We start from the raw sequence: 25,138 nt of genomic DNA on the forward strand, positions 1-25,138 counted from the left end.
TTTGATAACAAAAAGCATACACCCCTCTCATTTAGTTGTCAAATGATAATTGTTTTTTGATAACAAATTTGGTATGGTACGTAGGAGGTGAAAAATGATGAAAAACCCACATTTTTTCAAAGAGTTTGTCACATTTGCTTCTACTTTTTCTGAGCTGAAACACGCCATGATGAACAAGATCAAACCATCTGATCTAACCACTCTACAATATTTGATTCTGGAGCAGTTAGCCGTCAGTGAGCCGCTAACACCTAGTGAAATCGCCGATTGTCAGCACATGTCTCTTCCGAATGTCAGCAGAGAATTGAAAAAGCTTCACGAAAAACAATTCATTGATAGACAAGAAGATAAAGATGACAAGCGAAAACATGTCATTATGCTATCTAAAAAAGGCCGTGCGTGTATGGACAAAGCATTTCAACAAATTGAATCCATGCTCATGGACAGCCTTTCTCCCTCTGACCAAAATCAAATGGATGATATCGTACAAGCTCTCCGTCTATTAAATCAAACCATCTTCAAAAAATGATCGAATGAAAAAAGCATGAGCGTATCGCTCATGCAAATGATTTTTGAACACATTAGTAAAGAGATGCTGAAAGATACGTGATGAAACCTACTATTGGAATAATCGGGATCATCAGCTTCAATGTTTTATTCGTATTCTTATATAAATTCCACAACAAGACTGGTACACCAAACGTCAATGTATCAAAGACAGCAAGCACTACCCCTTTACGCTGTTCTTTATGAGCCATTTGAAAACCTCCACATCCAATAAAATACATTTTTTTATAGTGTAGCATACATTCTATTTTGATCATTTCCTCCAGGTAATTAAATCGTCAGTATGTCTGATAAAAATGAACAGAATGTAACTGAAGCTTCTCCCGCGATGATAGACAATAAAAAAGCGCCAGATGTTTTCCATCCAACGCTTCTTCAAATGACATGTTCAACATCACGTCTCTTTTGCTCTATGTATCCTTTATCCAATAAGCTGATAGGCGATATATAATGCAACCAGCCAGATCATGACCGCAGAGGCTTTATTGATCCGGTTCATCCACTTGCCGTTTGTATCTAGCTTTCCTAACATTTTTCCGAGAAGGGCAAGACCCATAAACCATAACCACGAGACGATGATACAGGCTGCGGTAAATGCCACCTTCTCCGCCCCATGATATTGAAGAGAGTTTGTTCCTATCACTCCTATTGTATCGAGAATCGCGTGAGGATTTAAAAGTGAAACGGAACAGGCAAATATGATTTGTTTTCTCATGGGCATCAAGTCCATCTTTTCTTGATTACCTGATGCGGAGCTCGTGTTCCAAACTGACCACCCCATATAAAGTAAAAAGAAAAATCCAATGATAAAAAGACCCATTTGCAAGATAGGAATGGTGAGTACAACAACCGAAACCCCAATGACAGCTAAAGTAATTAAAAGTGTGTCGCAGAGAGCAGCTGTAATGACCACAGGCAGTACGCGATATAATCGAGGCTGAAGGGCTCCTTGCTGAAATACAAATACATTTTGTGCGCCCAAAGGTAAAATAAGGCCAAAGGCAAGCACAATCCCATGAATTATCGCAATCGACATTTTCAGAACATTCTCCTTTTCAAGTCATCCTTACACATTTTAACATAAAACATCATGAACGAATTTTACATATTTGATTTGTCCAATAAAAAAAGCGCTGGATGATTTTCCATCCAGACGCTTATTGTTTCTCCTGTTATGATGATTTTCGTGCAAGCTCTCTTTCTCTCAGCTCGACACGTCGAATTTTTGCTGACGGAGTTTTTGGTAGCTCGTCAATGAATTCGATTTCTCTTGGATATTTGTACGGTGCTGTTGTATTTTTCACGTGTGTTTGCAGTTCTTTAATCAGCTCATCGCTTTGTGCAGATGCATCACGCAGGACGACGTATGCTTTCACGATTGATCCTCTGATTTCATCTGGACTTGCCACAACCGCACATTCTTTCACTGCTGGGTGCTTAATCAGTGCATCTTCGACTTCAAATGGACCAATTGTATAACCTGAGCTGACAATGATGTCATCCCTGCGGCTTTCAAACCAAAAATACCCGTCTTCATCTTTTTTCGCACGGTCACCGGTAATAAAGTAATCCCCACGGCGCTGCGCCTTTGTACGCTCTGCATCTTTGTAGTATTCCTTGAATAAAGCCGGTGTTTCAAGATGAACGGCAATGTCACCTATTTCTCCTGGAGCACAGATCTGGCCATTCTCATCAATGATCTCTACTTCATTGCCAGGTGTTGGTTTGCCCATGCTGCCTGGCTTGATGTCCATTCCTTTCAGCACCCCGACTAGCAGCGTGCTTTCTGTTTGCCCGTAACCATCTCGCACTTCGATATCGAAATGCTTTTTGAACGTATCGATGACTTCACGGTTGAGCGGCTCTCCCGCAGAAACAGCACTATGCAATGTTGGTAGCTCGTACTGACTGAGGTCATCCACTTTTGCCATAAATCGATATTCTGTTGGTGTACAGCATAGAACATTGATTTCATTTTTTTGAAGCAGCTCTAAGTACGTATTCGGATTAAATTTCCCTCCATAAACAAAACCTTCTGCTCCACTTCCTAAAACAGATAAGAGAGGACTCCACACCCATTTTTGCCAGCCTGGTCCTGCTGTTGCCCATACTTTATCCCCTTCATTAATGGAGAGCCATGCTTTGGCCGCAGTACGTAAATGTGCATACGCCCAGCCGTGTGTATGAACAACCCCTTTTGGGTTACCTGTTGTGCCTGATGTATAAGAGAGAAACGCCATGTCTGTACGTGTTGTGTCTGCCAATTTCAACTCGCTTGACTGCTCTTCCTTTTGCGCAACAATGTTTGTCCAGCCATGATCATTCTCACCAATCGAGAATGTTTTGAAATCTTTTGGCTGGTTGGTTCCTTCAAACGATTGAATGAATGATGCGTAAACAATCGCTCCTTTTGCTTCTGCATGTTCAATTCGGTAATCTATATCTTTAGCGCGAAGCATTTCTGAACAAGGAATCACAACCATTCCTGTTTTTAAAATGGCTAAATAAATGCTGTATGCCTCTAGCATACGAGGCACCATCACAATGATTTTATCGCCTTTTTTAAAGCCTGCATTTAATAGAACATGACCAATTTTATTCGCCTCTTCCACTAATGCTGCATATGTCACATGCGCTTCATGGCCATTTCCGTCCTGCCAGTGCAGGGCGATTTTCTCCTGGTCATGACTGAACGCTTCAATCTCACTGACTAAGTTATATTGTTCTGGTGCAATTAAGTCTTCTCTTTTCATGGTACAGCTCCTTTTAGCCTCTTTCTATGAAACGAATCATGTTTCAATTTACCTATTCTAACACTCATAACTGAAAAATGCTTGAATTAGGACCTACTCCTAGTATTATGCCATAATTTTTTCATTTCGTCTTCTTTTTTAAAAATATTCTAACAATTTATGTACAAAAAAAGAGCGGGAATGAACCCGCTCATAAGCCATAGCTTTTTAATTGTGTGTCTTAGAAAGATCCGCCACCCATATGTTGTTGAGCGTAAGATACAAGACGCTTAGTGATTTCTCCACCAACTGATCCGTTAGCGCGAGCTGTTGTTTCTGGTCCAAGGTTTACGCCAAATTCTGAAGCGATTTCGTACTTCATTTGGTCGATCGCTTGTGCAGCGCCTGGAACGACTAATTGATTAGAACTGCTTTGTCTGTTTTGTTGAGCCATGTGTTCTCACCTCCTTGTGAATATAGAATGTGTAGAAACACATGACTTCATGCGATTGATTTTATGGTAATTATTATGAAATTTTTTATTTAGAATAAATCAGCGAATTTGTCAGCTGCTTTCTTTTCATTTGTGACAACGATTGTTTCGATCTGCTCCACTGCCTCATCAAGCATTGGCTCGAATTCAGCAAAGCTTTCGTAGCGTTCTACTTTTTCAAGCTTTGGTTTTGTTTTTGGAGATGGCGGCGTAAAGATCGTGCAGCAATCCTCAAATGGCTGAATGCTTGTCTCATATGTGCCAATTCGTCTCGCTTCTTCGATAATGTCATTCTTATCCACGGCAATCAGCGGGCGAATGATCGGTGTGTTTGTGACATGATTAATGGCATACATGCTTTCAAGTGTCTGACTTGCCACTTGACCAAGGCTTTCCCCTGTAATAATGGCAAGCGCATCACGCTTGGCTCTTATTTTATCTGCAATTTTGAGCATCATTCTTCTCGTTGAAGTCATCGTATAGTTTTCTGGTACTTGTTTGTGAATGAGCTCTTGGATTTTTGTAAAAGGAACGATGTGAAGCTTGACTTCGCCTCCATAGGCAGCTAAGCATTCCGCTAGATCAATGACCTTTTGCTTGGCACGTTCACTTGTATAAGGTGGGCTAAAGAAATGAACCGCTTCAATTTGAATGCCTCGTTTCATTGCCTGATAGCCGGCCACTGGGCTGTCAAAGCCGCCAGAGAGCATCAACATCGCTCTTCCGCTTGAACCAACTGGCAGTCCGCCTGCACCTTTTACATCTTTAAATGTAATGTACGTCGCGTGTTCTCTTATTTCAATTCGCAAGTGAACATCTGGCTGTTTCACATTAACGGTTAAGTTGTCTGTATTCCTTAAAACATGTCCACCAATTTCTCGGTTCATTTCATTTGAATCAAGCTCAAATTGTTTATAAGAGCGTTTCGTTGAGACCTTAAATGTATTTCCTTGTTCATACACTTCCTGAACCGCTGAGAGTGCCGCTTCTTTGATGGCATCAAGATTTGTCTCACATTTCACAGCCAGGCTAAAGCTTTGAATGCCAAATACACCTTTAAGCTGTTCTGAAATCGGTTCAGGATCTTCTCCGTTTAGCATGATCGTAATGCGGTCTCTGTCAGATGCATACTTTAATGCTTCAAAGTCTTTTAATACAAACCGGATATGCTGTCTTAGTTTTTCGATAAATTTCTTTCTATTTTTCCCTTTTGTTGAAATCTCACCAAAACGGACTAAAATATGGTCATACTTCATGTTGTTATCTCATTCCTTTTAATTTTTTCACACTTTGTGCGATCGATGTGATGATTTGTGGCGCTAGCTCTGGTCCTTGTCCATATGTCAAACTGATTCTCATGCTGCTTTTGGCTGCTTCTTCTGATTTTCCCATCGCCAGCAGGACACGGCTTGGTTCCTTTTTCTTAGCAGAACAAGCAGACGTTGTCGAAACGTAAATGCCTTCTTTTTCGAGCATATGCAGCAGGACTTCAATTTGAATACCTGGCACTGAAAAATTCACAATGTGCGGTGCACTATGCGTCAGCGGTGTGTTTATGACGACGCCTTCTATCTTTCCAAGCTGTTGCTCTAGCTCCGCTTTTAAGGCGATCATCTCATCATGATGCTTGTTTAAATGTTCAAATGATTGCTTTATGGCTTTTGCTAAACTGACAGCTCCAGCAGGGTTCTCAGTCCCTGAGCGAAGGCCTAGTTCTTGCTCTCCTCCTGTGATAAAAGGTGCAAGTACGATCTCTCTCTTTAAAAAGAGGGCACCTGTTCCCTTCAGGCCGTGAATCTTGTGGCCTGACATCGTTAAAAGATCAATATCCATCTCTTTAGGCAGCGGAACCTTGCCAATTCCTTGTACGCCGTCAACATGAAAAATCGCCTCTTTGGCATACTTCCGAATGATGCTGGCCGCTTCCTCTATCGGCTGAATTGCGCCTGTTTCATTGTTTACATGCATGAGACTGACAAGCACTGTATCAGGGCGAAGCACTTCTTTTAAATGCGTCATATCTGCACGGCCATGCTCATTTAGTTGAATATAGGAAATATCAAAGCCAAATAATGTTTTCAGCTGTTCAAACGATTCGATGACAGATGGATGCTCAATCGCTGTTGTGACAATATGTCTGCCTCGGTTCATCTTGGCAAGAGCAGCCCCTTTGATGGCAATGTTATTTGCTTCTGTTGCACCTGAAGTAAAAATAATCTCATATTGTGTAAAACCTGTATAGTGAAGGATTTGTTTTCGCGTTTCACTTAATAGACGGCTCGCATCAATTCCAAGTTGATGCAGCGAAGACGGATTCCCAAAAAAACGCTCACTCACTTGCTGATGTACTTGTAAAACCTCTGGATAAGGCTTTGTTGTAGCACTATTATCAAGATAAATCATATCTTAAACTCCTTACAAAAAAACTTAAAAAATAAATGCATTTATATGTTACCATAATGAAGTCAGACAGAGAATTTTCTGAAAATGGCAGTTGACAACTTTTTATTTTCACTATATCATCCATAGTGCAATTGTCATATAAACACCTAAATTGTCAGAATATTTAAATTTGACACAATACACTGATTGAGGAGGGACTATTTTGAATAATAGTTTAAGTATAAAAGAGACATTGGCTATTGGACTAATGCTTTTTGCATTATTCTTTGGTGCAGGAAATATGATTTTCCCGCCTGTTCTTGGACAATATGCTGGTGAAAACGTATGGCTTGCCATCGGCGGATTCCTACTTACAGGCGTAGGTCTTCCACTATTAGGGGTTATTGCTGTCGCCCTTACAGGTACCGGCGCCAAAGGTCTTGCCGATAAAGCACACCCTAAATTCGGGACTATCTTTACCGTTATTCTGTATTTATCCATTGGACCATTTTTCGCCATTCCGCGAACTGGTACGGTTTCGTATGAGATTGGATTAGCTCCATTTCTCTCAGGTGCCCAAGCCACTTCATGGGTACCACTATTCATCTTTACCGTAGTGTTTTTCACTATTTCATACTTGCTTGCGTTAAATCCTTCAAAGCTGGTTGATCGTATTGGTAAAATTTTGACACCGATCTTATTAACTGTTATTGCTATTATTGTCATTAAAGCCATTGCTACGCCAATGGGAATGATCGGTGCTCCAGATAAAACATATGAGGCAAATCCGCTTTTCACTGGATTTTTAGAAGGCTATAAAACAATGGATGCACTTGCTTCTATCGTATTTGGAATCGTCGTGGTGACAGCTGTTAAGGACAGAGGCATCACAGAGCGAAAATCTCTTGCAGCAGCTTGTATTAAGGCAGGAATCGTAGCAGCTGTTGGACTGGCACTCGTGTACATTTCACTTGCTTATGTGGGTGCTTCAAGCCCCGATGCCACGGGAATGGTTGGAGCAAATGATGGCGGCAAACTGCTTTCACTTTCTGCCAACTTTTTATTCGGTTCTGCTGGTAACATTGTTCTTGGCGCAGCCATTTTATTCGCTTGTTTAACGACTAGTGTTGGACTTATTTCATCTTGTGGAGAATACTTTTCAAAGCTCTTCCCAGCACTTTCTTATCGTACTGTCGTTCTAATTGTTTCTTTATTTAGCACATTCGTTGCAAACCTCGGACTGGCACAAATCATTTCTCTGTCGGTGCCTGTACTCGTAGCGATCTATCCACTGGCCATTGTCATTATTTTATTATCGTTCCTTGACCGCTGGATTAACGGCAGAAGAGTCATTTATATCACTTCTCTCATCTTTACTGGTTTCTTTGCCATCACTGATGGATTATTAGCTGCCAAAGTGAATCTAGGCGGATTGCCTGGCATCTTGAAATCAATTGTTCCGTTTTACGATTTAGGCATTGGCTGGATCATACCAGCTATTATCGGTGCTCTGATTGGTGTACTTATTTCCATGTTTACCAGCCCACCAAAGCAACTTGCCTCATAATCATCACAAGCCAAAACATCCCCTTCCAAAGAAGAAGGGGATGTTTTTTTATTGTTCTTCATATACTAAAATAGAAAAATTCATGACTTTTGTACGAAAACACATGTTGACATCAGGCGTACATCCTTTATAATTAGTGATTGTTAATGATGAACGGTTACCTAGCAACTAATTAACAGAATATTTCAACATAATAATGGAGGCTTTAAATGCAATGAAGGCAACTTTGTCGACGAAAGATACGGTTATCATAGGTTTTATGCTGTTTGCTCTATTCTTCGGCGCCGGTAATATGATTTATCCACCAGAGCTTGGGCAATATGCTGGGCAAAATGTGTGGAAAGCAATGGGCGGATTTTTATTAACAGGTGTCGGTTTACCTCTTCTAGGGATTATTGCAATCGCTTTGACAGGTCGAGATGCGAAAGGATTAGCTGATAAAGCTCACCCAGCTTTTGGAACAGCGTTTACCGTCATTTTATATTTATCTATCGGGCCACTTTTCGCTATTCCTCGTACAGGAACGGTTTCATATGAAATTGGTGCACTACCCTTTTTAGCTGGTGTACCAGCTTGGCTCTCACTTCTTTTATTTACACTGGCCTTTTTTGGTATTACGTATTATCTTGCACTAAATCCAACGAAAATTGTGGATCGTGTAGGGAAAGTGTTAACACCGATTAAATTTACGATCATTTTGATTATTATCGTCAAAGCCATTTTGACACCAATGGGCGTCATTGGCACACCTGATGTGTCCTATAGCAATGGATCATTTTTCAAAGGGTTTTTAGAAGGCTATAAAACCATGGACGCTCTTGCATCTATTGTGTTTGGAGTTGTTGTCATCAACGCTATTAAAGGACGCGGCGTGACAAGTAAAAAGGCACTGACATCCGCTTGTATCAAAGCAGGCCTAATTGCAGCTTGCGGATTAACATTTGTTTATCTATCACTTGCTTATTTAGGTGCTTCAAGTACACACGCCATTGGTTTTGTTGGAGATGGCAGTAAGATCTTGGCTCAGTCTTCACAATTTCTTTTTGGCAGTTTAGGAAATATTGTGTTAGGTGCGGCGATTACGGTTGCCTGTTTAACTACAAGTATCGGTCTCGTGACATCGTGCGGAGAGTATTTCTCAAATTTATTACCTAAACTTTCTTATAAAATGGTCGTTACACTCGTCACATTATTCAGTTTTATCATTTCAAATTTTGGACTTGCTCATATTATCGCTTTTTCAGTACCTGTGTTAACTGCGATTTACCCGTTAGCGATTGTGATTATCGTCTTATCACTTGCTGACAAATGGCTTGGTCATAGAAGACCTGTGTATGTCCTTACTTTGATTTTAACTGGCTGCGTCAGTCTGTTTGACGGCTTAGCAGCGGCGAAACTGCCGATTGGTCCTGTGAAAGATCTCTTTCAAACGATCTTGCCGCTATATGACCTTGGCATTGGCTGGATTGTACCTGCCATACTCGGAATCGTGATTGGATTTGTTATCTCTCTATTCACTTCTTCTGCTTCAGAAGAACGCCAAAAGCAAGCTTCATAACATGGAAAAAGCTGAAGTCCCAAAATGGACTTCAGCTTTTTTATTGATGCTGATATTCTTTTTCTTGCTGAGTTAAAAGCTTCTGAACGGCTCCAGGTGATGCTTTTTCGACAGCAGCTGCTGCCACATCAAATGAATCGTTATAATCATAGGCATAAAATCTTCGTTCTGCCTCTTTTAATTGCTCTGAAAGAATATGGTTTTGACTTCTAAACCGGTTGCCGTATTGTATAATCCGTTCAATTTGATCCACTTTACGAAGCATGTCATGTGTTTCATCAACGACATGTCTAACTGTTTCAGAGGCTTCTTTTAATTGCTGGTTCACTGCTAGCATATTCAGCGGCAAATTCTCTAGCTGCTCCTGCACTTGCTGAATCATCTCCTGCGCTTTTTCAGCACGGTCTTTGATGTCAGCAGGCACACCTGGAATGTTGCTTTTGTGCAGCTGGCGCACTGTATCTGTCAGCATGGTTTTAAGTTCAGCCAATGTTTCTCTTGCCTGTAATTCTTCTTTTCGTAACGATTGAAGGTGATCTTTAAACGCTTCATGAAGCGTTTTTGCATCCTCAATAAAGGTCTCAAGCTGATTGATTTCATCCATTAATAATGTGTATGCGACATGGTCACGATCAAGCTTCTCTCGTATTTGCTTCATGAGCTTTTCAATTTCTTCTAATCGTTTTTCGAAGGCTTTCTGCTGATCCAGCTCTCCCGCTGTCAGCTTGTAGCTTTCTTTCACAAGAGCCGTTTCTGCCTTTGTCTGCGTGTGGTCTTGTTCAAGTTTTTCAAATGCTTCGGTCAGCTCAGGCATTTTGCTCTTGATTTCCTGACCTGCTTCTACTTCTGCTTCTAACTGATCATACAGCGTCTGAATCGCATCATCAATCATTTGCAGAATGCTTGATGCTTCATCTAAGTTGAGTTCATCAATCAGCAGTTTCTCCGCCCGGGTCAGCTGTTTATTCAAGTTCTCCAGCTCTTTTGTGATCTGGATGTGCTCTAGCTTGTAGCCTTTGTCTGTCATTTCTTTATAACCGTCTTTCAGCTTCGTTAGCTGACCTGGCACCGTTTGTTTGCAGTCTGCGATGAGCTTCGGTACATCATTGATATATAATTGTAGCTGATCGAGTCTGCGGTCTTGCTCAAGCAAAATTTTCCTTGCTGTCATGTAGTTTCCGTTTTCTGTCTCTTCCTCATACTGCTTAATCCCTTCCCAGGCCTCATCTAAGTCCTGCTCCATTTTGTCATAAAGGGTGCCGTATAAATGGCTGTAAGCAAGTAGATTTTTTCGTACCGTTTGATATTGCTCTTTGACCTTCTCGATGTCTTTTCGGTTTTGCTCTTCACTTGTGACAAGGTCTGCAATCTCTTTTAAAATGTCTTCGATGTTTGAATCAGCAGCGGTGAGCAGATCTCCTATATGTGCAAGAACTTGCTTCGCTTTGGAGAATCGATATTTATCAGAATACTCCTCTGCATCATATAATAGCTCCTCTACCTTTGGAAGATGGGCTGTGACGATATCGTCCCACTCTGCACGCCATCTTTCAAAAAACTGCTCTGTTTCTCCGGTCATTTTTAAATGTTTGATTTTTGAAATTTCTTCTACAATTGATCTGTTTAAAATTTCAATTTTCCATGCTTCCAATCGGTCAATCTCTTTATATATATTTTTTCTGAGGAAATAACCGACTGAAAACAAAGCAAGCAAAATGACAATTAAACCGATGATAAACTCCATAATGAGCCCCCTTGTTGTGATCTAAGTGATGTCAGGGTAGTGTCCCGAGTAGACCTGAGAACCCTTTCGTGTCCGCTTTGCATTTGTTTTTTATAAGCAGGATTGTATTTTTCCCAATACGATCCATTCACGGTTTTATGTATGTTTTTTCAAGAAAGTCATTCAGGCTTTCTATCATTTGATCACATGTATTGATGTGACCTGTTTTTATGTATGCGGAAGCTGTCGTTTTCATTGTTATTATGATACCATGTAACCAGCATTTTTGGTCATGATTTTTCATTATTTTCGCTGATAAACATGACGTTTTTCAAAATATCGACAAGAGGTGACGACATGTTGAAACAAGATGCACATTTACATACGCCATTTTGCCCGCACGGTACGCTTGATCCTTTTCATTCTTATATTGAAAAAGCAATGAAAAAGGGATTTGATTCCATCACCTTTACCGAGCATGCCCCGCTGCCTCCTTCGTTTCGAGATCCAACGCCTGAGCAGGATAGCGCCATGAAGCTTCGAGACCTTGAAGCCTATTTGACGAAGCTGGATCAGCTGAAACAGGAATACAAAGGACAGTTAATAGTAAAAACTGGGCTTGAGGTCGACTATATCAAAGAGTATGAAGAGGAAACAAGTGCCTTTTTAGACTGCTACGGCCCTGAACTAGACGATAGCATTTTATCTGTTCACTTTCTTCCTGCTGGCAATGATTATATTTGTCTTGATTTTGATGAGCACGCCTTCAAGCAGCTGATCAGTATCTATGGCAGCACCGAACACGTCTATCAAAGTTACTATGACCAAATTCATTCTTCTATTCTATCATCTTTAGGTCCATATAAGCCAAAGAGAATCGGTCATATCACCCTTGTCCAGAAATTCAAACAACTTTTTCCATACGAAATGTCGCCAAAACTATGTCAAAGGGTCACCCTTTGTCTTGAAGAAACGGCAAAAAAAGGCATGTCCTTAGATTTTAATACATCAGGTCTTCGTAAAACATATGCCAGAAGTATCTATTTAGATCAATGGATGATTGATCTTGCAAAACAGAAAAAAATTCCGCTCATATTCGGGTCTGATGCCCATCAAGCGGAAGATCTCGGGTATGCGTATGATCAATTTGAAGACATCATGAGTTTCAGGTGAGGATCAAGTGCCGATTCGTTTGGTTCTAACAGATGATGAAGCGACCGGCTCAGTTCCTTATAGTACGTTTGATAAAAGTAAGGCTCGTTTGGGTTGATATAAAGCACCTCTGTTAAATATTGCGGCTGTAAATATGGCATCATCAGAAGTGATTTTAGCTGGATCATAAATGATGAGAGTGACAGCTGCTTACAAATCACATGGGTGCTTTTTCCTTTTTCAATGATGAGCTGAAACAAGTATTTTTCCTTTGTTAAATAGGTGGACATGATTTCCCTGATCAGCGTTGAATCAATGGTCACCTCTCGATAAACGAAACGGGTTAATTGACGATTTTCATGCTGATAAGATAAAATATCAAAAACCACATGAAGTAAACATTCTTTTGCATGACGAGTTTCCATGTGCTGGATGTGCGATTCAATCATCTGAATATAGCCTTCATAAAAATCGGATACGAGCTGCTCGAGCAGCCCTCCTTTTCCTTGAAAGTAATAAGATATATGGGCAACGTTGACGTTTGCTTCCTTCGCAATCTCACGGACAGAGGTTCCAGAAAATCCTTTTTGGTTAAAAAGTCTGATGGCAGCTTCAATAATACGGTCTTTTGTTTGCACGGTTGTTGATGTTTTCATCCGCTCACCCCTCTTCATGTGTACATACTTCAAGGTGAAGGCGGAAGTTCCTTTAATCATTGCTCGACAAATCCCACATGCGAAGCGCAAGTTATGTATTTTTGAGATAGAAAGTAGGAGATTTTCATGTTTCATGTCGAAAAACAGTCTGGTGATCCATCGAAAGACTATCAATTACTCATCAAGCAAGTAGAAGCGATTACGGATGGTGAACCTGATCTCATTGCCAACCTAGCCAATGCTGCGGCGCTGCTTTATCACTCGCTTCCTGAAGTCAATTGGGCAGGATTTTATTTAGCAAAAGGCGGAGAGCTTGTGCTTGGTCCATTCAACGGACTGCCCGCATGTGTACGCATTCCTTCTGGAAAAGGGGTTTGCGGTACAGCTTTTGCGACAGGTGATGTACAGCGTATCGCTGATGTCCATGCATTCCCTGGTCATATTGCATGTGATGCAGCATCGCAATCTGAAATTGTGATCCCACTTAAAGTAAATGGACAAATCATTGGGGTACTCGATATTGACAGTCCAGTGAAAGATCGTTTCAATGAAGTGGATGAAACGTACTTAGTTCAATTTACAGAGGTTCTCCAAAATGCGTTATCAGCCTCTACTGATGCGTCATGATGCTTGAAAAGCAGACAATGTGTCTGCTTTTTTGTTTTGCTTTCTTCCCGGATGAATGCCGACCACGTTTGACATTCTCCTCTTTAAATAGGTTGACTTCTCCTATCTGGCGTCATATAATAGAGTTTGTGTGAAATATGGCAGCCTTTTTGTTCGGCTTTTTTGTATCATTTTGTTCCTTCTATATGGAGGTGCATCTTGTAACTCCCTGCTGCTGGAGCGAGGATGCATGAAAACATAATGACGGAAAAGACAAAGAACAGACGGTTTTTATTTTTCACAAATAAAAACAATAAGGAGGAGTCACATTATGGCTCGCTATACAGGTCCAAGTTGGAAGATTTCCCGCCGTTTAGGCATTTCATTAAGCGGAACAGGTAAGGAACTTGAAAAACGCCCTTACGCTCCAGGCCCACATGGTCCAGGACAACGCAAAAAACTATCTGAATACGGTTTACAATTACAAGAGAAGCAAAAGCTTCGTCACATGTACGGTGTCAACGAACGTCAATTCCGTACACTATTTGACAGAGCTGCTAAACTTCCTGGTAAACAAGGTGAAAACTTCATGATCCTTCTTGAAACTCGCCTTGACAACCTAGTATACCGTCTTGGCCTTGCTCGTACGCGCCGCCAAGCTCGTCAGCTAGTAAACCATGGTCACATCCTTGTTGATGGAAGCCGTGTAGACATCCCATCTTTCTCTGTGAAACCAGGTCAAACGATTGCTCTTCGTGAGAAATCTCAAAACCTTGCAGTTGTGAAAGAATCAGTTGAAGTGAACAACTTCGTACCTGAATACCTTACTTTCGATGCTGAAAAGCTTGAAGGAACTTTCACTCGTCTTCCAGAGCGTTCTGAATTAGCGCCTGAAATCAGCGAACAACTAATCGTTGAGTTCTACTCTCGTTAATTTCATGACTCTCTCAGAGAGTGATCAAACAAACCCTAGAGACCTTGATTGTTCAAGGATTTCTAGGGTTTTTTGTTTGTATTCTATCATGTTCTAACACCTAACTAGATGAGAGTGGATGTATGACAGTGTTTAACAAAATCCTTTTTATGTTATAATACAAATAGATGTAGCGTAAATTAAAAGAAGCCAGGATGCTGTCACATCCCGGCAATGCACAAATGCTTGGCTCAAAGTGAGCTGGCTAGAAGGTACACAATAAATGGACCTACCCTACAAGTTGTCTAGGCTCAAAGGGTGGTCTATTTCTTTTTGTCTATATACGTCAACAAAGCAAGAATAAACATCCCAAATAAAAATATAAGGGACAACGCTTGAAAAGTTGACATAGGCTGCACCCCCTTTCAAGGGGATTTAGCCAAGACCACCTTTGAGTACGCCGTACATTTGTACGCTCTCTATTATACATGAAAACATTGGAAGTTACCTTCCATATTCAAAAACCTTTCTTTGCAGCATAACCACCTTCACGCTTCATTACGTGATTGTCATTCCCACATGCAACTATAGGAAAAAAATATCATTTAGCTGCCGTTTGTCTATTGGTACAATGATGATAGAGATTTTTTTCTAAGCTGGAGGAATTCCATGTTTTTTACCATAGTCATGATTTTCGTTCTCTTTTTCTTGTCTATTTTCGCCTATTCTCTTTTAAGAAAAAAGCAGGTCATAGATGCACCACCAAACCTACTGGCTACGATATCGTTCATATTACTGCTTTATTTTTCTCTTTGCCTCGTGATCGCTGTTCCAAGTGTCATGCTGTGCATCGTCGCTTTAGGGATAAACTATCTTTTTGGAGATTACATCACATATGATTCATTTTTTTCTTTCATCTCGTTCTCTTTATTGGTGAGTGGAATCGTGGTTTTTTGGTCACCTTTTCTTCTTTTCATAGGAAAAGGGCTGGCTTATTTACTCAAATTCCCTTCATGGCTGACTTTTGCTTTGGAGTGGATCAGTTCTTGGATCGTTTTACACCTCTCGATTAAGTATGTCCTTTACATAAAACTAGTAAATATCTCAATTTGGGAGCACGGCACACTCATTTTATCTTTCTTTGTCAGCTTCTTATTTATTGGAATTGATCTCATCTACTCAAGTATTGAACAACGAAAACAGCCGCTGGATGAACAAGCAAAAAGCTCCTAGAGATGATTCTAGGAGCTTTTGCTTGCCCAATTTGTGATCAGCTGCTCTGTTGTCAAGACAGTCGCAAATTCGTCATGCAGTGTCGCAAGTGAAAGGCGATGGATCGTTTCTGGGTCATAGTATGTACCGGTTTGATCTGCGAGTCCAAAGGCGGCTGTTGCATCCGAAATGAGGTATGTCTCAAAGCCTAGGTTTCCACTCATTCTTGTTGTGGTAGATACGCAGTGCGGTGTTGTGAGTCCAGCAATCACAACAGTGTTGATCTCGTTTGATCTTAGTTGTTCCTCTAAGTTTGTACCTATAAAGCTGCTGTTGACTTTCTTTTGTATGACCATTTCTTCATCTAGCGGTTTAGCGATCTCTTTGAAGGAGTGCCCTTCATTTGCTGGATGAAATAAGGAGTGCGGCTGATCCGATGTATGCTGAATATGAATGACTGTCCATCCTTTTTCTCTCCAAAACGTCAATAGACGACTGATGTTCTTCTCTGCATCTAGGTTATTCCGTTCTCCCCATTTTTCGTGCTCGAATGCTTTCTGTACATCGACCATAATCAAAGCCTTTTGATGATGTTGCACAAATACCCACCTCCGAAGATTCTCGTTCATTATATGTAGTGTAAGGAATGGCGGTTGATTTGTACATGTTTTTATTTGGCTATGTACGATGTTTTGTCTGTTTTTGCAGTAAAAAGACAAACCACACACTGGCTATTAAGTAATAGATACCAATGATGGATGTACAATTAGATATGACTTCTGCCCATTGCACTGATTTGATGATTGCCATCCAGATCATATAGATGATCAGAAATGAACATGGGAAATAGAGAAAGTAGCCCAAGAAAGCATATTTGAGTTTTTGCGTCATCTTTTATCCTCCTAAAAATCTTCTTCAACACCTAGCAGCTCCCATATAACCATGACATCAAAAAAGACAGCACAAATCGCTGTCTTTTTGATTTTTTAATTCGTATTCTGTCCTCCGCCATTCAATCCTTCTTTCACATAGCCTTTGACTTGGCTTGAGGTTAATAGACCGATATGTCCAACGCCGTGGATGAGGACGTTTCTTGCGCCAATTAAGCGAGAGAGGCTGTTGACGACGATGAGATCGGCTGAGCTATAGACAGAAGTGTAAAGAATTTTTTGATTTGGATCGGTGCCTGGTAATGCTCTGAGTGAAACGAGTCCGTTCGCTCCACCAAGTGTGACGACGTTTTCAATTTTATCTCCACCGTCTAGGTTTTTAATATAGTATAACGTGTTCGCACCGCCCATACTATGAGCCACAATATCTACTTTTTTGGCGCCCGTTTTGGCTAGTACATCTTTCACGAATCTAGAGAGCCTTGGGCCATTGTTCAGGTTATTGCCTGTTTTGTCTATGAAATCGATTGCAAAAAGTTGGTTTTGATCCCATCCCTGTGATACTAAGTATCGTTTGATTGAAGCAAAGTTATAAGACGCACCGCCCATACCATGCACCATCACAACCGGATTATGCGCAGCCGCTTTGGCTTCTTTCGGCTGGATGAAAGCCATTGAACCAACCACTAATGCAAGCGCAATTAGAATCTGCAAACTCCTTTTCTTTAAAACGATCATGTTCATTCCCCCTTATTTTTCTGATACGTCTCTATTTTAAACAAGAAAAATATGACAGAAAAGTGAACAAGGTAATATTTATCAGAGGATTTTACAGCGCAATACATAATGAAAAAGCACCATGGTCTTTTTGAAATTAAAACAAAAAGACTACGAGACCTTCTTTCTTTCATATATAATATCAATAGACAAAGGAGGTTCTGCTAGATGCTGTTTACTCAAACACCTGCACTACCCTATTATGCGGTGATTTTCACATCAAGACGAACAAATGTCGAGCAGAAAGAATACGCCGTGGCTGCTCAAAAAATGGAAGAATTAGCGAAAGAACTAGACGGGTTTCTTGGAATAGAAAGTGTACGAGATGAACATGGTGTTGGAATCACTGTCTCTTACTGGGATTCATTAGCAGCCATCAAAGAATGGAAAGCACATACAGCACATCAGCGTGTTCAAAAAAAAGGAAAAAAAGATTGGTATGAATCCTATACAACCCGAATTTGTAAGGTAGAACATGTTTATACAAACGAAGATTCACTTCTTGAATAAGAAACAGACAAATGAGAGAAAACCGCTCTGTAAAAGCTTAATTCCTACTTGTGAATAAAAAAGAAAAGCACCTCAATGTATATGAACATTTGAGGTGCTTTTCATGATACTTACTGTTTCATAAGGATTTATTTATACGTCACAAGGAAATATTTCTTTTTCCCTCTTCTTAAGACGGTAAATTGGTTTTCAATTCTATCTTCAGCTGAAAGGACGTAGTCTTTGTCGGTTTGTCTCTCTCCGTTGATGGAAACTGCGCCATTCGTGATATCTTCACGTGCTTGACGTTTTGATGGAGACAGTTTTGATTCGACAAGAACATCAACAAGTGTTAATTCTTCTGCACTGTCTTTCTCCATTGATGGCACATCTTTAAAGCCTACTTTCACTTCTTCTGCTGTAAGAGATTTGATCTCGCCTTTAAATAGCGCATTTGAGATGTTGACAGCCTGTTCTAGTGATTCACGGCCATGCACAAGTGTTGTGACTTCTTCTGCCAAACGGCGCTGTGCTTCACGTTTTTCAGGGGCTGTTTGCACTTTTTCTTCGTACGATGCGATCTCTTCTTTTGATAGGAACGTAAAGTATTTTAAGTATTTCACAACGTCACGGTCATCTGTGTTGATCCAGAACTGGTAGAACTCATATGGAGATGTTTTTTCTTTATCTAACCAGATGGCGCCGCCTTCTGTTTTCCCAAACTTCGTGCCGTCTGCTTTTGTCACAAGCGGCATTGTGAGACCGAATGCTTTTGCGCCTTCTGCTTCAGACTTACGGATCAACTCAAGTCCAGATGTGATATTTCCCCACTGGTCACTTCCGCCGATTTGCAGCTTACAGTTTTCATTTCTGTAAAGGTTCAAGAAGTCTAACGATTGCAGGATGACGTAGCTGAACTCTGTGTACGAAATACCTGTCTCAATCCGTGAGCTGACGATATCTTTTGCGAGCATGAAGTTGACACCGAAGTTCTTTCCAATATCACGAAGGAACGTGATGACATTCATTTGACTGATCCAGTCATAGTTATTGACGATGACAGCTGGGTTGTCATCTGCTTCAAAATCAAGGAATTGAGAGAGCTGTCCTTTGATTTTATCAGACCACTGTTCGACGATTTCCGCTGGGTTTAGTGAACGTTCTGCTTTTTTGAAACTTGGGTCACCAATCAGGCCAGTTGCGCCGCCAACAAGTGCAATCGGATGATGGCCTGCTTCTTGGAATCTGCGCAATGTTAAAATTGGCAGTAAGTGACCAATGTGCAAGCTGTCAGCTGTTGGATCAAAGCCGGAGTATAGCTTGATTTTTTCTTCTGCTAATAATTTAGTTAAACCTTCTTCATCTGTTTGTTGCTGAATTAATCCTCTGAACGATAATTCTTCCATCAATTGACTCATATCCAAATCTCCTTTTTTTACAATTCAACATAAAAAACGCCCCTTCGAATGAACGAAGGGACGATATATATCGCGGTACCACCCTGCTTAAAAGACAAAACAACACGTCTTTTCACTTACACTGATAACGGACAGATCCGTTCTTTCACTAATCAGGCAACATGTATGCTCCTTTTCGTAAAAGCGGTTCGTGAGGGTAATTCGAATATCTCTTTGTACTGACTCGCACCAGCCGTCAGCTCTCTTGGACAGGGAAAGATGATTCTACTGAATCTCAGTCAAAACCTTTTCATATTCAACTAAAGTCATTTTTAACATACTTTTGATATCAAGTCAACTGACGGAAGCGATTAATCTTCCATTGTCGAGAGATCGCCAGCAGGTAAATTCAGTTCCCACGCTTTTAGCACACGTCTCATAATTTTACCGCTGCGTGTTTTTGGCAGTTTGTCTTTAAACTCAATTTCTCTCGGTGCTGCATGTGCAGCGAGTCCTTTTTTCACAAACGTACGAATCTCTTCTTTCAGCTCATCTGTCGGTTCGTATCCGCTTCTAAGCGCTATAAATGCTTTAATAATTTCACCGCGCACAGGATCTGGTTTTCCGATGACACCAGCCTCTGCAATGGCCGGATGTTCCACCAGTTTACTTTCTACCTCAAATGGACCGACCCGCTCTCCTGACGTCATAATGACATCGTCGACACGTCCCTGGAACCAGAAGTATCCATCTTCATCCATATAAGCTGAATCTCCTGAAACATACCAATCTCCCGGCATAAAGTAAGATTCATATTTTTCAGGATTGTTCCAGATCGTATGCATCATAGACGGCCAGCCCTTTTTGATGGCAAGGTTCCCCATCCGGTATGGCGGAAGTTCATTTCCGGCATTATCTACAATCGCAGCTTCAACGCCTGGAATTGGTTTCCCCATCGAACCTGGTTTGATATCCATGCATGGATAGTTACAAATCAGCTGTGCACCGGTTTCTGTCATCCACCAAGTGTCATGAATTCGTTTACCGAATACAGCGTCTCCCCAGCGGATCACTTCTGGATTAAGTGGCTCTCCTACACTTAACACATGACGGAGTGAGCTGAGATCATATTTTTGAATGAGATCGTCTCCTGCTCCCATCAGCATTCTGAAGGCTGTCGGTGCACTGTACCAAACGGTCACACCAAGCGATTCAATGGTTTCGTACCACGTATCAGGATTGAACCTGCCGCCTAAAATGACATTCGTCGCTCCATTCAGCCACGGAGAAAAAATACCGTACACCGTCCCTGTTACCCAGCCTGGATCAGCTGTACACCAGTAGACATCTTCTTCTTTCAAATCAAGTACCCATTTACCCGTCTGGCCTTGCTGCACCATTGCGCCATGAACATGGAGCACACCTTTTGGCGTACCAGTGGACCCTGACGTGTAATGAAGCAGATATCCATCTTTTTCATCCATCCACTCGATTTCAAGCTCCTTCGCTGCCTGTTCAAATGCTTCTTCAAAGTGAATCGTCCGCACACCACCTGCATCCTCTTTTTCACCACCGACAATGATGACGGATTCAAGCTTTGGAAGTTCTGCAAACGGAATCCGCTCAAGCAGATCAGGCGTTGTCACAATCACTTTTGCCTCACTATTTTCTAAACGATCTTTGACGGCACCTTCCATAAATGCCTCAAATAACGGACCGACGATCGCACCAATTTTGACAGCACCCAGCAGTAGAAAATAGAGCTCAGGTGATCTTGGCATAAAGATAAACACGCGATCCCCTTTTTGCACATGTGCCTGTTCTCTTAATAGATTTCCTGCTTTGTTTGTCTTGATTTTCATATCCCTGAACGTATACTTTTCATCCCGCTCTGAATCTTTGTAGTGAAGCGCCACCTTGTTTTTACGAAACGAGTCCGCATGTCTGTCAATCGCTTCATAAGCTGCATTTACTTTTCCTGTTTCATACCAAGAGAAATTTTTTCTCGCTTCCTCCCATGAAAATTCTTTGTATGCTTGCTCATAATCATTTAAATGATAGTCCCCTTTTACTGATGGTAGCGTTTCCACTTTCATCAAACAGTCCCCCTTTGCATACGTTTACAATGACCATTATAGTATAGATGACTTTTTTTCTCAATTTTTAAAAAACTTCTGATGAAACCGTTTTAATTATTGTCAGATTTAAGATAAAATAGAGACGACTCACTAGAATTTGAGGCGGTGGATACGTGGAGCATCCTAAAACTTATTATTCAAAAACAATTACGAGAGAAACAGGCACCATCCTGATTGAAGGCCCGGTACCTGCATCAGAGCTGGCGAAATATAGTTTTCATGAAGGACTAACGGCATTTCGCACGCCTGAGGAACAGAAACAAGCACTTGTTGAAATAGCAGATCTTCCTGAAGGACGTATTATCATTGCTAGGGTGGATGAGCTTGTCGTAGGCTATGTCACGTATTTGTACCCTGATCCGCTTGAACGCTGGTCAGAAGGCAACATGGACAATTTAATTGAGCTCGGTGCCATTGAAGTCGCTCCTCCATTCAGAGGCTGCTCACTTGGCAAGCATTTACTGGATGTGAGCATGATGGATGAGCAAATGGAGAATTACATTATCATTACAACTGAATATTACTGGCATTGGGATTTAAAGGGGACAAAGAAAAACGTGTGGGAGTACCGCAAAATGATGGAGAAAATGATGAACGCCGGCGGTCTTGTCTGGTTTGCAACAGACGAGCCAGAGATTAGCTCACATCCAGCCAATTGTTTAATGGCCAGAATTGGGAAACATGTGAGTCCTGATTCGATCGAGCGTTTCGATCGTCTTCGCTTCCATCAGCGCTTTATGTATTAACGTTCAATTCGTTTTTTTGGCAAAGGGGATTGGTAAACATGATGATTGAACAAATTATGGAGCGTGATGTGATCACGCTGCGCAAAACCGATACGATTGAAGAAGCCATTCAAAAAATGAGTGCACATCACATTCGGCATATTCCCATCGTATCTGAGCAGGGATCTGTCATTGGGATGGTGACAGATCGGGATATTAAAAATGCCAGTCCAAGTATTTTTGAAACAGAGAAAAGGCAGCTTTTTATTCAGCGGCCGGTTGAAGACATCATGGTGCTAGAGACGATTACCGCTCATCCGCTTGATTTCGTTGAGGAGATTTCAAGTGTCTTTTTTGAACACGGAATTGGCTGTCTTCCCGTTGTGAGACGTGGCAAGCTTGTAGGGATCATCACAAAAACAGATTTACTTCGTACGTTTGTAAGACTAACAGGTGCAGATCAGCCTGGATCACATTTAGAGGTTGAAGTAGCGCAAGTGACAGAGGGTCTTGCAGACATTACGTCCATTTTAAAAGAACAGCATATTCAAATGCTGAGTGTACTCGTGTACCCACATGCCAATGAAGCCTCTAAAGTGCTCGTCTTCCGCCTTCAAACGATGCATGCAGATCATGTGATGAAGCTGATTCGTGCAAAAGGTTATAAAGTGCTCTGGCCTATGGAGCAGACGATCAAATGAAGGAAGCGACCTTTGTTTTTTCACCATCTTTTCAAACGTACCAGTTTCACCAAGATCATCCCTTCAATCAGCTTCGCGTCTACTTAACTTATGATCTTCTTCAAAAAATGAAGGCATTAACGGATGATGAGATTGTCGCACCTCGTATGGCGACGCTGGAGGAATTAAAGCTTGTCCATACAGCAGACTACATTCAAGCAGTACAGCGGGCAAGTGAAGGAAAACTGTCCACCACAGAGGGGGAACGTTATGGTCTTGGCACTGAGGATACCCCGATGTTTGCAGGGATGCATGAGGCAGCTTCTCTCCTAGTTGGCGGGACATTAACAGCGGTTGATCAAGTGATGCTTGGACATTCGCAGCATGCGCTCAATCTTGGCGGCGGGCTTCACCATGGATTTAAAGGGCGTGCTTCTGGCTTTTGTATTTATAATGACAGCTCTGTGGCCATTCAGTATATTCAAAAGACATATGGCGCTAGAATTTTATATATTGATACAGATGCTCATCATGGCGATGGTGTACAGTTTAGCTTCTATGATGATCCAGAGGTATGTACTGTTTCCATTCATGAAACAGGGCGCTATTTGTTCCCTGGAACTGGACAAGTACAGGAAAGGGGTCATGATAAAGGCTATGGCTATGCATATAATATCCCGCTTGACGCATTTACAGAAGACGAATCATTTTTAGAAGCCTATCGAACAGCAGTGACAGAGATTGCTGCTTTTTTTAAACCAGATGTCATTTTGACGCAAAATGGAGCAGATGCCCACTATTATGACCCTTTGACGCATTTATCTGCTACCATGAAAATATATGAGGAAATTCCTAGAATTGCCCATGAGCTGGCGCATCAATATTGTGATGGAAAATGGATCGCTGTGGGCGGAGGCGGCTATGATATTTGGCGTGTCGTCCCAAGAGCATGGAGCCGCATTTGGCTTGAGATGAAAGGCATTACACCACCAGATGCACTTCCTCAGGAATGGATTCGGGCATGGGAAAAACAATCGCCTGTTCCGCTTCCATCCACATGGCTAGATCCTGACGATTTATATCCACCGATTCCAAGAAGAGCAGAAATTACAGAAAAAAATGCACAAACGGTAGAAAAAGCACTCATGCCTGTGCGACGAGAAAAGAAAAAGGCATAAAAAAAAGCAGGCGTCCACTGATCAAGTGAGCCTGCTTTCTTTTTTATTTCGTCGATTGTCTTTCTTCGATTCTATGTGGCAATTCAACAATTTGATCTTCTACTTGTTCTTTGTTCATGAGCTTTGTCAAAAGTCTCATCGCAACAGCGCCAATATCGTAAGTCGGCTGAACAACTGTTGTCAATTGAGGGCGAACCATGAGGGATAGTCTTGTGTTATCAAAACCAATCACTTCTAAATCTTCAGGAATTGATACGCCTCTGTCCTGCGCTCCATGAATGACACCTAGCGCCATTTCGTCAGTAGCTGCAATCACAGCCGTCGGCTTGTCAGATTGATCAAGTAGATTAGCGAGCGCTTCAATACCAGAGTCATATGAGTAGTCTCCTTCAGCAACAAGCGCTTCGTCAAACGCGATACCAGCTTCTTCAAGCGCACGCTTATAACCAGCAAGCTTTCTCATAGAGTTAATTGGTTCTGACATTGGTCCAGATACAAACGCAATTCGTTTATGTCCTTTTTCAACTAATAGCTGAACTGAATCATAAATGGCTTGTTCATAGTTAATGTTGACTGATGGTGTTTGTGCCTGCTCTTCAACAGATGCTGCAAGTACAATGGGTACAGGAGAGCGCTTAAATTCTTCCACATGCACATCTGTAATGTTTCCGCCCATAAAAACGATTCCATCTACTTGTTTGCCAAGCATTGTGTTTAACAAATGAAGTTCTTTATCAGTATTTTGGTCTGAGTTGCTCAAAATAATGTTGTACTTGTACATCGTCGCAATATCTTCAATTCCTCGTGCAAGCTCTGAATAGAAAATACTTGAAATATCAGGGATGATGACCCCAACTGTTGTGGTCTTTTTACTTGCAAGGCCTCGTGCGACTGCGTTCGGACGGTAGCCGAGACGATCAATTGCTTCAAGCACCTTTTTTCTTGTTGTTGGTTTTACGTTTGGATTACCATTAACAACGCGTGATACCGTTGCCATACTTACGTTTGCTTCTCTTGCTACATCATATATTGTAACATTATTCACATAAATCACTCCTTCAAATACACTTCATATCTATAGCATTCACCAATTGGATAGAGACATGTCAGATACGAGGAAAATAATATCCTATTTGTCATTAAAACGATGAAAAGAGACACATAATTTTTCAATCTACATCAAAATGACATTCTTTTATGAAATTATACACGTTTTTTCTTCATATGAAAACGTTCCCTTTCTTTTTATAACTAAATTAAACAAACTTTAATGAGCTTGTTACCTGTAAATTGAATCATATTT

General features: G+C 41.2%; 26 protein-coding genes and 1 other annotated feature. Of the genes, 11 read left to right on the plus strand and 15 right to left on the minus strand.

Going from position 1 to position 25,138, the window contains the following annotated elements:
• Positions 1 to 94: 94 nt before the first annotated feature.
• Positions 95 to 529, plus strand: coding sequence for a MarR family transcriptional regulator (locus NST73_RS13725; protein ID WP_234833483.1), 435 nt, complete (start codon positions 95 to 97; stop codon positions 527 to 529).
• 52 nt (positions 530 to 581) lie between these two features.
• Here the strand turns inward: NST73_RS13725 and NST73_RS13730 are convergent, their stop codons facing one another.
• From NST73_RS13730 to NST73_RS13755, 6 genes are all read right to left on the minus strand, one after another.
• Positions 582 to 758, minus strand: a complete 177-nt coding sequence (locus NST73_RS13730) for a hypothetical protein (RefSeq protein WP_186365926.1) — start codon at positions 756 to 758, stop codon at positions 582 to 584.
• Positions 759 to 988: 230 nt separating this feature from the next.
• Positions 989 to 1,603, minus strand: coding sequence for a LysE/ArgO family amino acid transporter (locus tag NST73_RS13735; protein WP_024718684.1), 615 nt, complete (start codon positions 1,601 to 1,603; stop codon positions 989 to 991).
• A gap of 136 nt (positions 1,604 to 1,739) precedes the next feature.
• The gene (locus NST73_RS13740) at positions 1,740 to 3,320 is read right to left on the minus strand and encodes an acyl--CoA ligase (protein WP_047945286.1); all 1,581 of its coding nucleotides are present in this window, start codon (positions 3,318 to 3,320) and stop codon (positions 1,740 to 1,742) included.
• A 220-nt stretch (positions 3,321 to 3,540) separates the two neighbouring features.
• A complete protein-coding gene (locus tag NST73_RS13745; RefSeq protein ID WP_003216385.1) occupies positions 3,541 to 3,753 on the minus strand; it encodes an alpha/beta-type small acid-soluble spore protein in 213 nt (70 codons plus the stop codon).
• Positions 3,754 to 3,842: 89 nt separating this feature from the next.
• Positions 3,843 to 5,048, minus strand: a complete 1,206-nt coding sequence (gene thiI / locus NST73_RS13750; RefSeq protein ID WP_007501769.1) for a tRNA uracil 4-sulfurtransferase ThiI — start codon at positions 5,046 to 5,048, stop codon at positions 3,843 to 3,845.
• A gap of 4 nt (positions 5,049 to 5,052) precedes the next feature.
• Entirely contained in the window at positions 5,053 to 6,195 is a 1,143-nt protein-coding gene (locus NST73_RS13755; RefSeq protein ID WP_342499155.1) for a cysteine desulfurase family protein, read from the minus strand.
• Positions 6,196 to 6,397: 202 nt separating this feature from the next.
• Here NST73_RS13755 and brnQ (NST73_RS13760) point away from each other — a divergent pair, with 202 nt between their 5' ends.
• On the plus strand, positions 6,398 to 7,741 hold the full coding sequence (gene brnQ, locus NST73_RS13760) for a branched-chain amino acid transport system II carrier protein (protein WP_144667149.1): 1,344 nt from the start codon (positions 6,398 to 6,400) through the stop codon (positions 7,739 to 7,741).
• Between the two features lie 214 nt (positions 7,742 to 7,955).
• Positions 7,956 to 9,299 (plus strand): branched-chain amino acid transport system II carrier protein, encoded by a 1,344-nt coding sequence (gene brnQ, locus NST73_RS13765; protein ID WP_024718689.1) that lies wholly within the window; start codon positions 7,956 to 7,958, stop codon positions 9,297 to 9,299.
• A 40-nt stretch (positions 9,300 to 9,339) separates the two neighbouring features.
• On the opposite strand, the gene ezrA is transcribed toward brnQ (NST73_RS13765), so the two are convergent.
• Entirely contained in the window at positions 9,340 to 11,043 is a 1,704-nt protein-coding gene (gene ezrA / locus NST73_RS13770) for a septation ring formation regulator EzrA (protein ID WP_058337283.1), read from the minus strand.
• A 336-nt stretch (positions 11,044 to 11,379) separates the two neighbouring features.
• On the opposite strand from ezrA, the gene hisJ reads away from it, so the two are divergent.
• The gene (hisJ, locus tag NST73_RS13775) at positions 11,380 to 12,195 is read left to right on the plus strand and encodes a histidinol-phosphatase HisJ (protein ID WP_144679994.1); all 816 of its coding nucleotides are present in this window, start codon (positions 11,380 to 11,382) and stop codon (positions 12,193 to 12,195) included.
• Here the strand turns inward: hisJ and refZ are convergent.
• A complete protein-coding gene (gene refZ / locus NST73_RS13780) occupies positions 12,165 to 12,830 on the minus strand; it encodes a forespore capture DNA-binding protein RefZ (RefSeq protein WP_058337281.1) in 666 nt (221 codons plus the stop codon). The genes hisJ and refZ overlap by 31 nt on opposite strands.
• 126 nt (positions 12,831 to 12,956) lie before the next feature.
• Between refZ and NST73_RS13785 the strand changes: the two genes are divergently transcribed.
• Positions 12,957 to 13,457 (plus strand): GAF domain-containing protein, encoded by a 501-nt coding sequence (locus NST73_RS13785; protein ID WP_041092574.1) that lies wholly within the window; start codon positions 12,957 to 12,959, stop codon positions 13,455 to 13,457.
• 310 nt (positions 13,458 to 13,767) lie between these two features.
• A complete protein-coding gene (rpsD, locus tag NST73_RS13790) occupies positions 13,768 to 14,370 on the plus strand; it encodes a 30S ribosomal protein S4 (RefSeq protein ID WP_007501777.1) in 603 nt (200 codons plus the stop codon).
• A 302-nt stretch (positions 14,371 to 14,672) separates the two neighbouring features.
• On the opposite strand, the gene NST73_RS13795 is transcribed toward rpsD, so the two are convergent.
• Positions 14,673 to 14,759 (minus strand): putative holin-like toxin, encoded by an 87-nt coding sequence (locus NST73_RS13795; RefSeq protein ID WP_222128254.1) that lies wholly within the window; start codon positions 14,757 to 14,759, stop codon positions 14,673 to 14,675.
• 259 nt (positions 14,760 to 15,018) lie between these two features.
• Here NST73_RS13795 and NST73_RS13800 point away from each other — a divergent pair, with 259 nt between their 5' ends.
• Positions 15,019 to 15,582, plus strand: coding sequence for a hypothetical protein (locus tag NST73_RS13800; RefSeq protein WP_058337279.1), 564 nt, complete (start codon positions 15,019 to 15,021; stop codon positions 15,580 to 15,582).
• Positions 15,583 to 15,590: 8 nt separating this feature from the next.
• Here the strand turns inward: NST73_RS13800 and NST73_RS13805 are convergent, their stop codons facing one another.
• The 3 genes from NST73_RS13805 to NST73_RS13815 form a co-directional block, all read right to left on the minus strand.
• Positions 15,591 to 16,190 (minus strand): cysteine hydrolase family protein, encoded by a 600-nt coding sequence (locus NST73_RS13805; protein ID WP_144679996.1) that lies wholly within the window; start codon positions 16,188 to 16,190, stop codon positions 15,591 to 15,593.
• Positions 16,191 to 16,239: 49 nt separating this feature from the next.
• Entirely contained in the window at positions 16,240 to 16,452 is a 213-nt protein-coding gene (locus NST73_RS13810) for a hypothetical protein (RefSeq protein ID WP_144679999.1), read from the minus strand.
• Positions 16,453 to 16,547: 95 nt separating this feature from the next.
• Positions 16,548 to 17,189: a triacylglycerol lipase gene (locus NST73_RS13815; protein WP_017358307.1), complete on the minus strand. Its 642-nt coding sequence runs from the start codon at positions 17,187 to 17,189 to the stop codon at positions 16,548 to 16,550.
• A 207-nt stretch (positions 17,190 to 17,396) separates the two neighbouring features.
• On the opposite strand from NST73_RS13815, the gene NST73_RS13820 reads away from it, so the two are divergent.
• Entirely contained in the window at positions 17,397 to 17,738 is a 342-nt protein-coding gene (locus NST73_RS13820) for an antibiotic biosynthesis monooxygenase (protein WP_144680001.1), read from the plus strand.
• A 128-nt stretch (positions 17,739 to 17,866) separates the two neighbouring features.
• On the opposite strand, the gene tyrS is transcribed toward NST73_RS13820, so the two are convergent.
• Both tyrS and acsA read right to left on the minus strand, forming a co-directional pair.
• Positions 17,867 to 19,135 (minus strand): tyrosine--tRNA ligase, encoded by a 1,269-nt coding sequence (gene tyrS, locus NST73_RS13825; RefSeq protein ID WP_024718702.1) that lies wholly within the window; start codon positions 19,133 to 19,135, stop codon positions 17,867 to 17,869.
• 53 nt (positions 19,136 to 19,188) lie between these two features.
• Positions 19,189 to 19,426 (minus strand) — a binding site (T-box leader).
• A gap of 59 nt (positions 19,427 to 19,485) precedes the next feature.
• Positions 19,486 to 21,210 carry an acetate--CoA ligase gene (gene acsA / locus NST73_RS13830; protein ID WP_144680003.1) on the minus strand — a complete coding sequence of 575 codons (1,725 nt, stop codon included), beginning with the start codon at positions 21,208 to 21,210 and terminating at the stop codon, positions 19,486 to 19,488.
• 155 nt (positions 21,211 to 21,365) lie between these two features.
• Between acsA and NST73_RS13835 the strand changes: the two genes are divergently transcribed.
• Genes NST73_RS13835 through NST73_RS13845 form a run of 3 tightly spaced genes read left to right on the plus strand, consistent with a single transcriptional unit; the run spans position 21,366 to position 23,835 of the window.
• On the plus strand, positions 21,366 to 21,998 hold the full coding sequence (locus NST73_RS13835) for a GNAT family N-acetyltransferase (RefSeq protein ID WP_144680005.1): 633 nt from the start codon (positions 21,366 to 21,368) through the stop codon (positions 21,996 to 21,998).
• A 38-nt stretch (positions 21,999 to 22,036) separates the two neighbouring features.
• Complete coding sequence (locus tag NST73_RS13840) at positions 22,037 to 22,678, plus strand: CBS and ACT domain-containing protein (RefSeq protein ID WP_017358312.1); 642 nt, start codon at positions 22,037 to 22,039, stop codon at positions 22,676 to 22,678.
• Positions 22,675 to 23,835 (plus strand): acetoin utilization protein AcuC, encoded by a 1,161-nt coding sequence (locus NST73_RS13845; RefSeq protein WP_144680007.1) that lies wholly within the window; start codon positions 22,675 to 22,677, stop codon positions 23,833 to 23,835. The genes NST73_RS13840 and NST73_RS13845 overlap by 4 nt, the downstream gene beginning before the upstream one ends.
• 43 nt (positions 23,836 to 23,878) lie before the next feature.
• On the opposite strand, the gene ccpA is transcribed toward NST73_RS13845, so the two are convergent.
• Entirely contained in the window at positions 23,879 to 24,880 is a 1,002-nt protein-coding gene (gene ccpA, locus NST73_RS13850; protein ID WP_039168428.1) for a catabolite control protein A, read from the minus strand.
• Positions 24,881 to 25,138 lie beyond the last annotated feature (258 nt).

It is taken from the genome of Bacillus sp. FSL W7-1034, assembly GCF_038593365.1.
Classification (GTDB): Bacteria; Bacillota; Bacilli; order Bacillales; family Bacillaceae; genus Bacillus; species Bacillus altitudinis.

Bases quoted from the DNA above. Each gene is read 5' to 3' on its own strand.
- NST73_RS13725 (WP_234833483.1), top strand. From the start codon at position 95: ATGATGAAAAACCCACATTTTTTCAAAGAGTTTGTCACATTTGCTTCT.
- NST73_RS13730 (WP_186365926.1), bottom strand. From the start codon at position 758: ATGGCTCATAAAGAACAGCGTAAAGGGGTAGTGCTTGCTGTCTTTGAT.
- NST73_RS13735 (WP_024718684.1), bottom strand. From the start codon at position 1,603: ATGTCGATTGCGATAATTCATGGGATTGTGCTTGCCTTTGGCCTTATT.
- NST73_RS13740 (WP_047945286.1), bottom strand. From the start codon at position 3,320: ATGAAAAGAGAAGACTTAATTGCACCAGAACAATATAACTTAGTCAGT.
- NST73_RS13745 (WP_003216385.1), bottom strand. From the start codon at position 3,753: ATGGCTCAACAAAACAGACAAAGCAGTTCTAATCAATTAGTCGTTCCA.
- thiI (WP_007501769.1), bottom strand. From the start codon at position 5,048: ATGAAGTATGACCATATTTTAGTCCGTTTTGGTGAGATTTCAACAAAA.
- NST73_RS13755 (WP_342499155.1), bottom strand. From the start codon at position 6,195: ATGATTTATCTTGATAATAGTGCTACAACAAAGCCTTATCCAGAGGTT.
- brnQ (WP_024718689.1), top strand. From the start codon at position 7,956: ATGAAGGCAACTTTGTCGACGAAAGATACGGTTATCATAGGTTTTATG.
- ezrA (WP_058337283.1), bottom strand. From the start codon at position 11,043: ATGGAGTTTATCATCGGTTTAATTGTCATTTTGCTTGCTTTGTTTTCA.
- hisJ (WP_144679994.1), top strand. From the start codon at position 11,380: ATGTTGAAACAAGATGCACATTTACATACGCCATTTTGCCCGCACGGT.
- refZ (WP_058337281.1), bottom strand. From the start codon at position 12,830: ATGAAAACATCAACAACCGTGCAAACAAAAGACCGTATTATTGAAGCT.
- NST73_RS13785 (WP_041092574.1), top strand. From the start codon at position 12,957: ATGTTTCATGTCGAAAAACAGTCTGGTGATCCATCGAAAGACTATCAA.
- rpsD (WP_007501777.1), top strand. From the start codon at position 13,768: ATGGCTCGCTATACAGGTCCAAGTTGGAAGATTTCCCGCCGTTTAGGC.
- NST73_RS13795 (WP_222128254.1), bottom strand. From the start codon at position 14,759: ATGTCAACTTTTCAAGCGTTGTCCCTTATATTTTTATTTGGGATGTTT.
- NST73_RS13800 (WP_058337279.1), top strand. From the start codon at position 15,019: ATGTTTTTTACCATAGTCATGATTTTCGTTCTCTTTTTCTTGTCTATT.
- NST73_RS13805 (WP_144679996.1), bottom strand. From the start codon at position 16,190: ATGAACGAGAATCTTCGGAGGTGGGTATTTGTGCAACATCATCAAAAG.
- NST73_RS13810 (WP_144679999.1), bottom strand. From the start codon at position 16,452: ATGACGCAAAAACTCAAATATGCTTTCTTGGGCTACTTTCTCTATTTC.
- NST73_RS13815 (WP_017358307.1), bottom strand. From the start codon at position 17,189: ATGATCGTTTTAAAGAAAAGGAGTTTGCAGATTCTAATTGCGCTTGCA.
- NST73_RS13820 (WP_144680001.1), top strand. From the start codon at position 17,397: ATGCTGTTTACTCAAACACCTGCACTACCCTATTATGCGGTGATTTTC.
- tyrS (WP_024718702.1), bottom strand. From the start codon at position 19,135: ATGAGTCAATTGATGGAAGAATTATCGTTCAGAGGATTAATTCAGCAA.
- acsA (WP_144680003.1), bottom strand. From the start codon at position 21,210: ATGAAAGTGGAAACGCTACCATCAGTAAAAGGGGACTATCATTTAAAT.
- NST73_RS13840 (WP_017358312.1), top strand. From the start codon at position 22,037: ATGATGATTGAACAAATTATGGAGCGTGATGTGATCACGCTGCGCAAA.
- NST73_RS13845 (WP_144680007.1), top strand. From the start codon at position 22,675: ATGAAGGAAGCGACCTTTGTTTTTTCACCATCTTTTCAAACGTACCAG.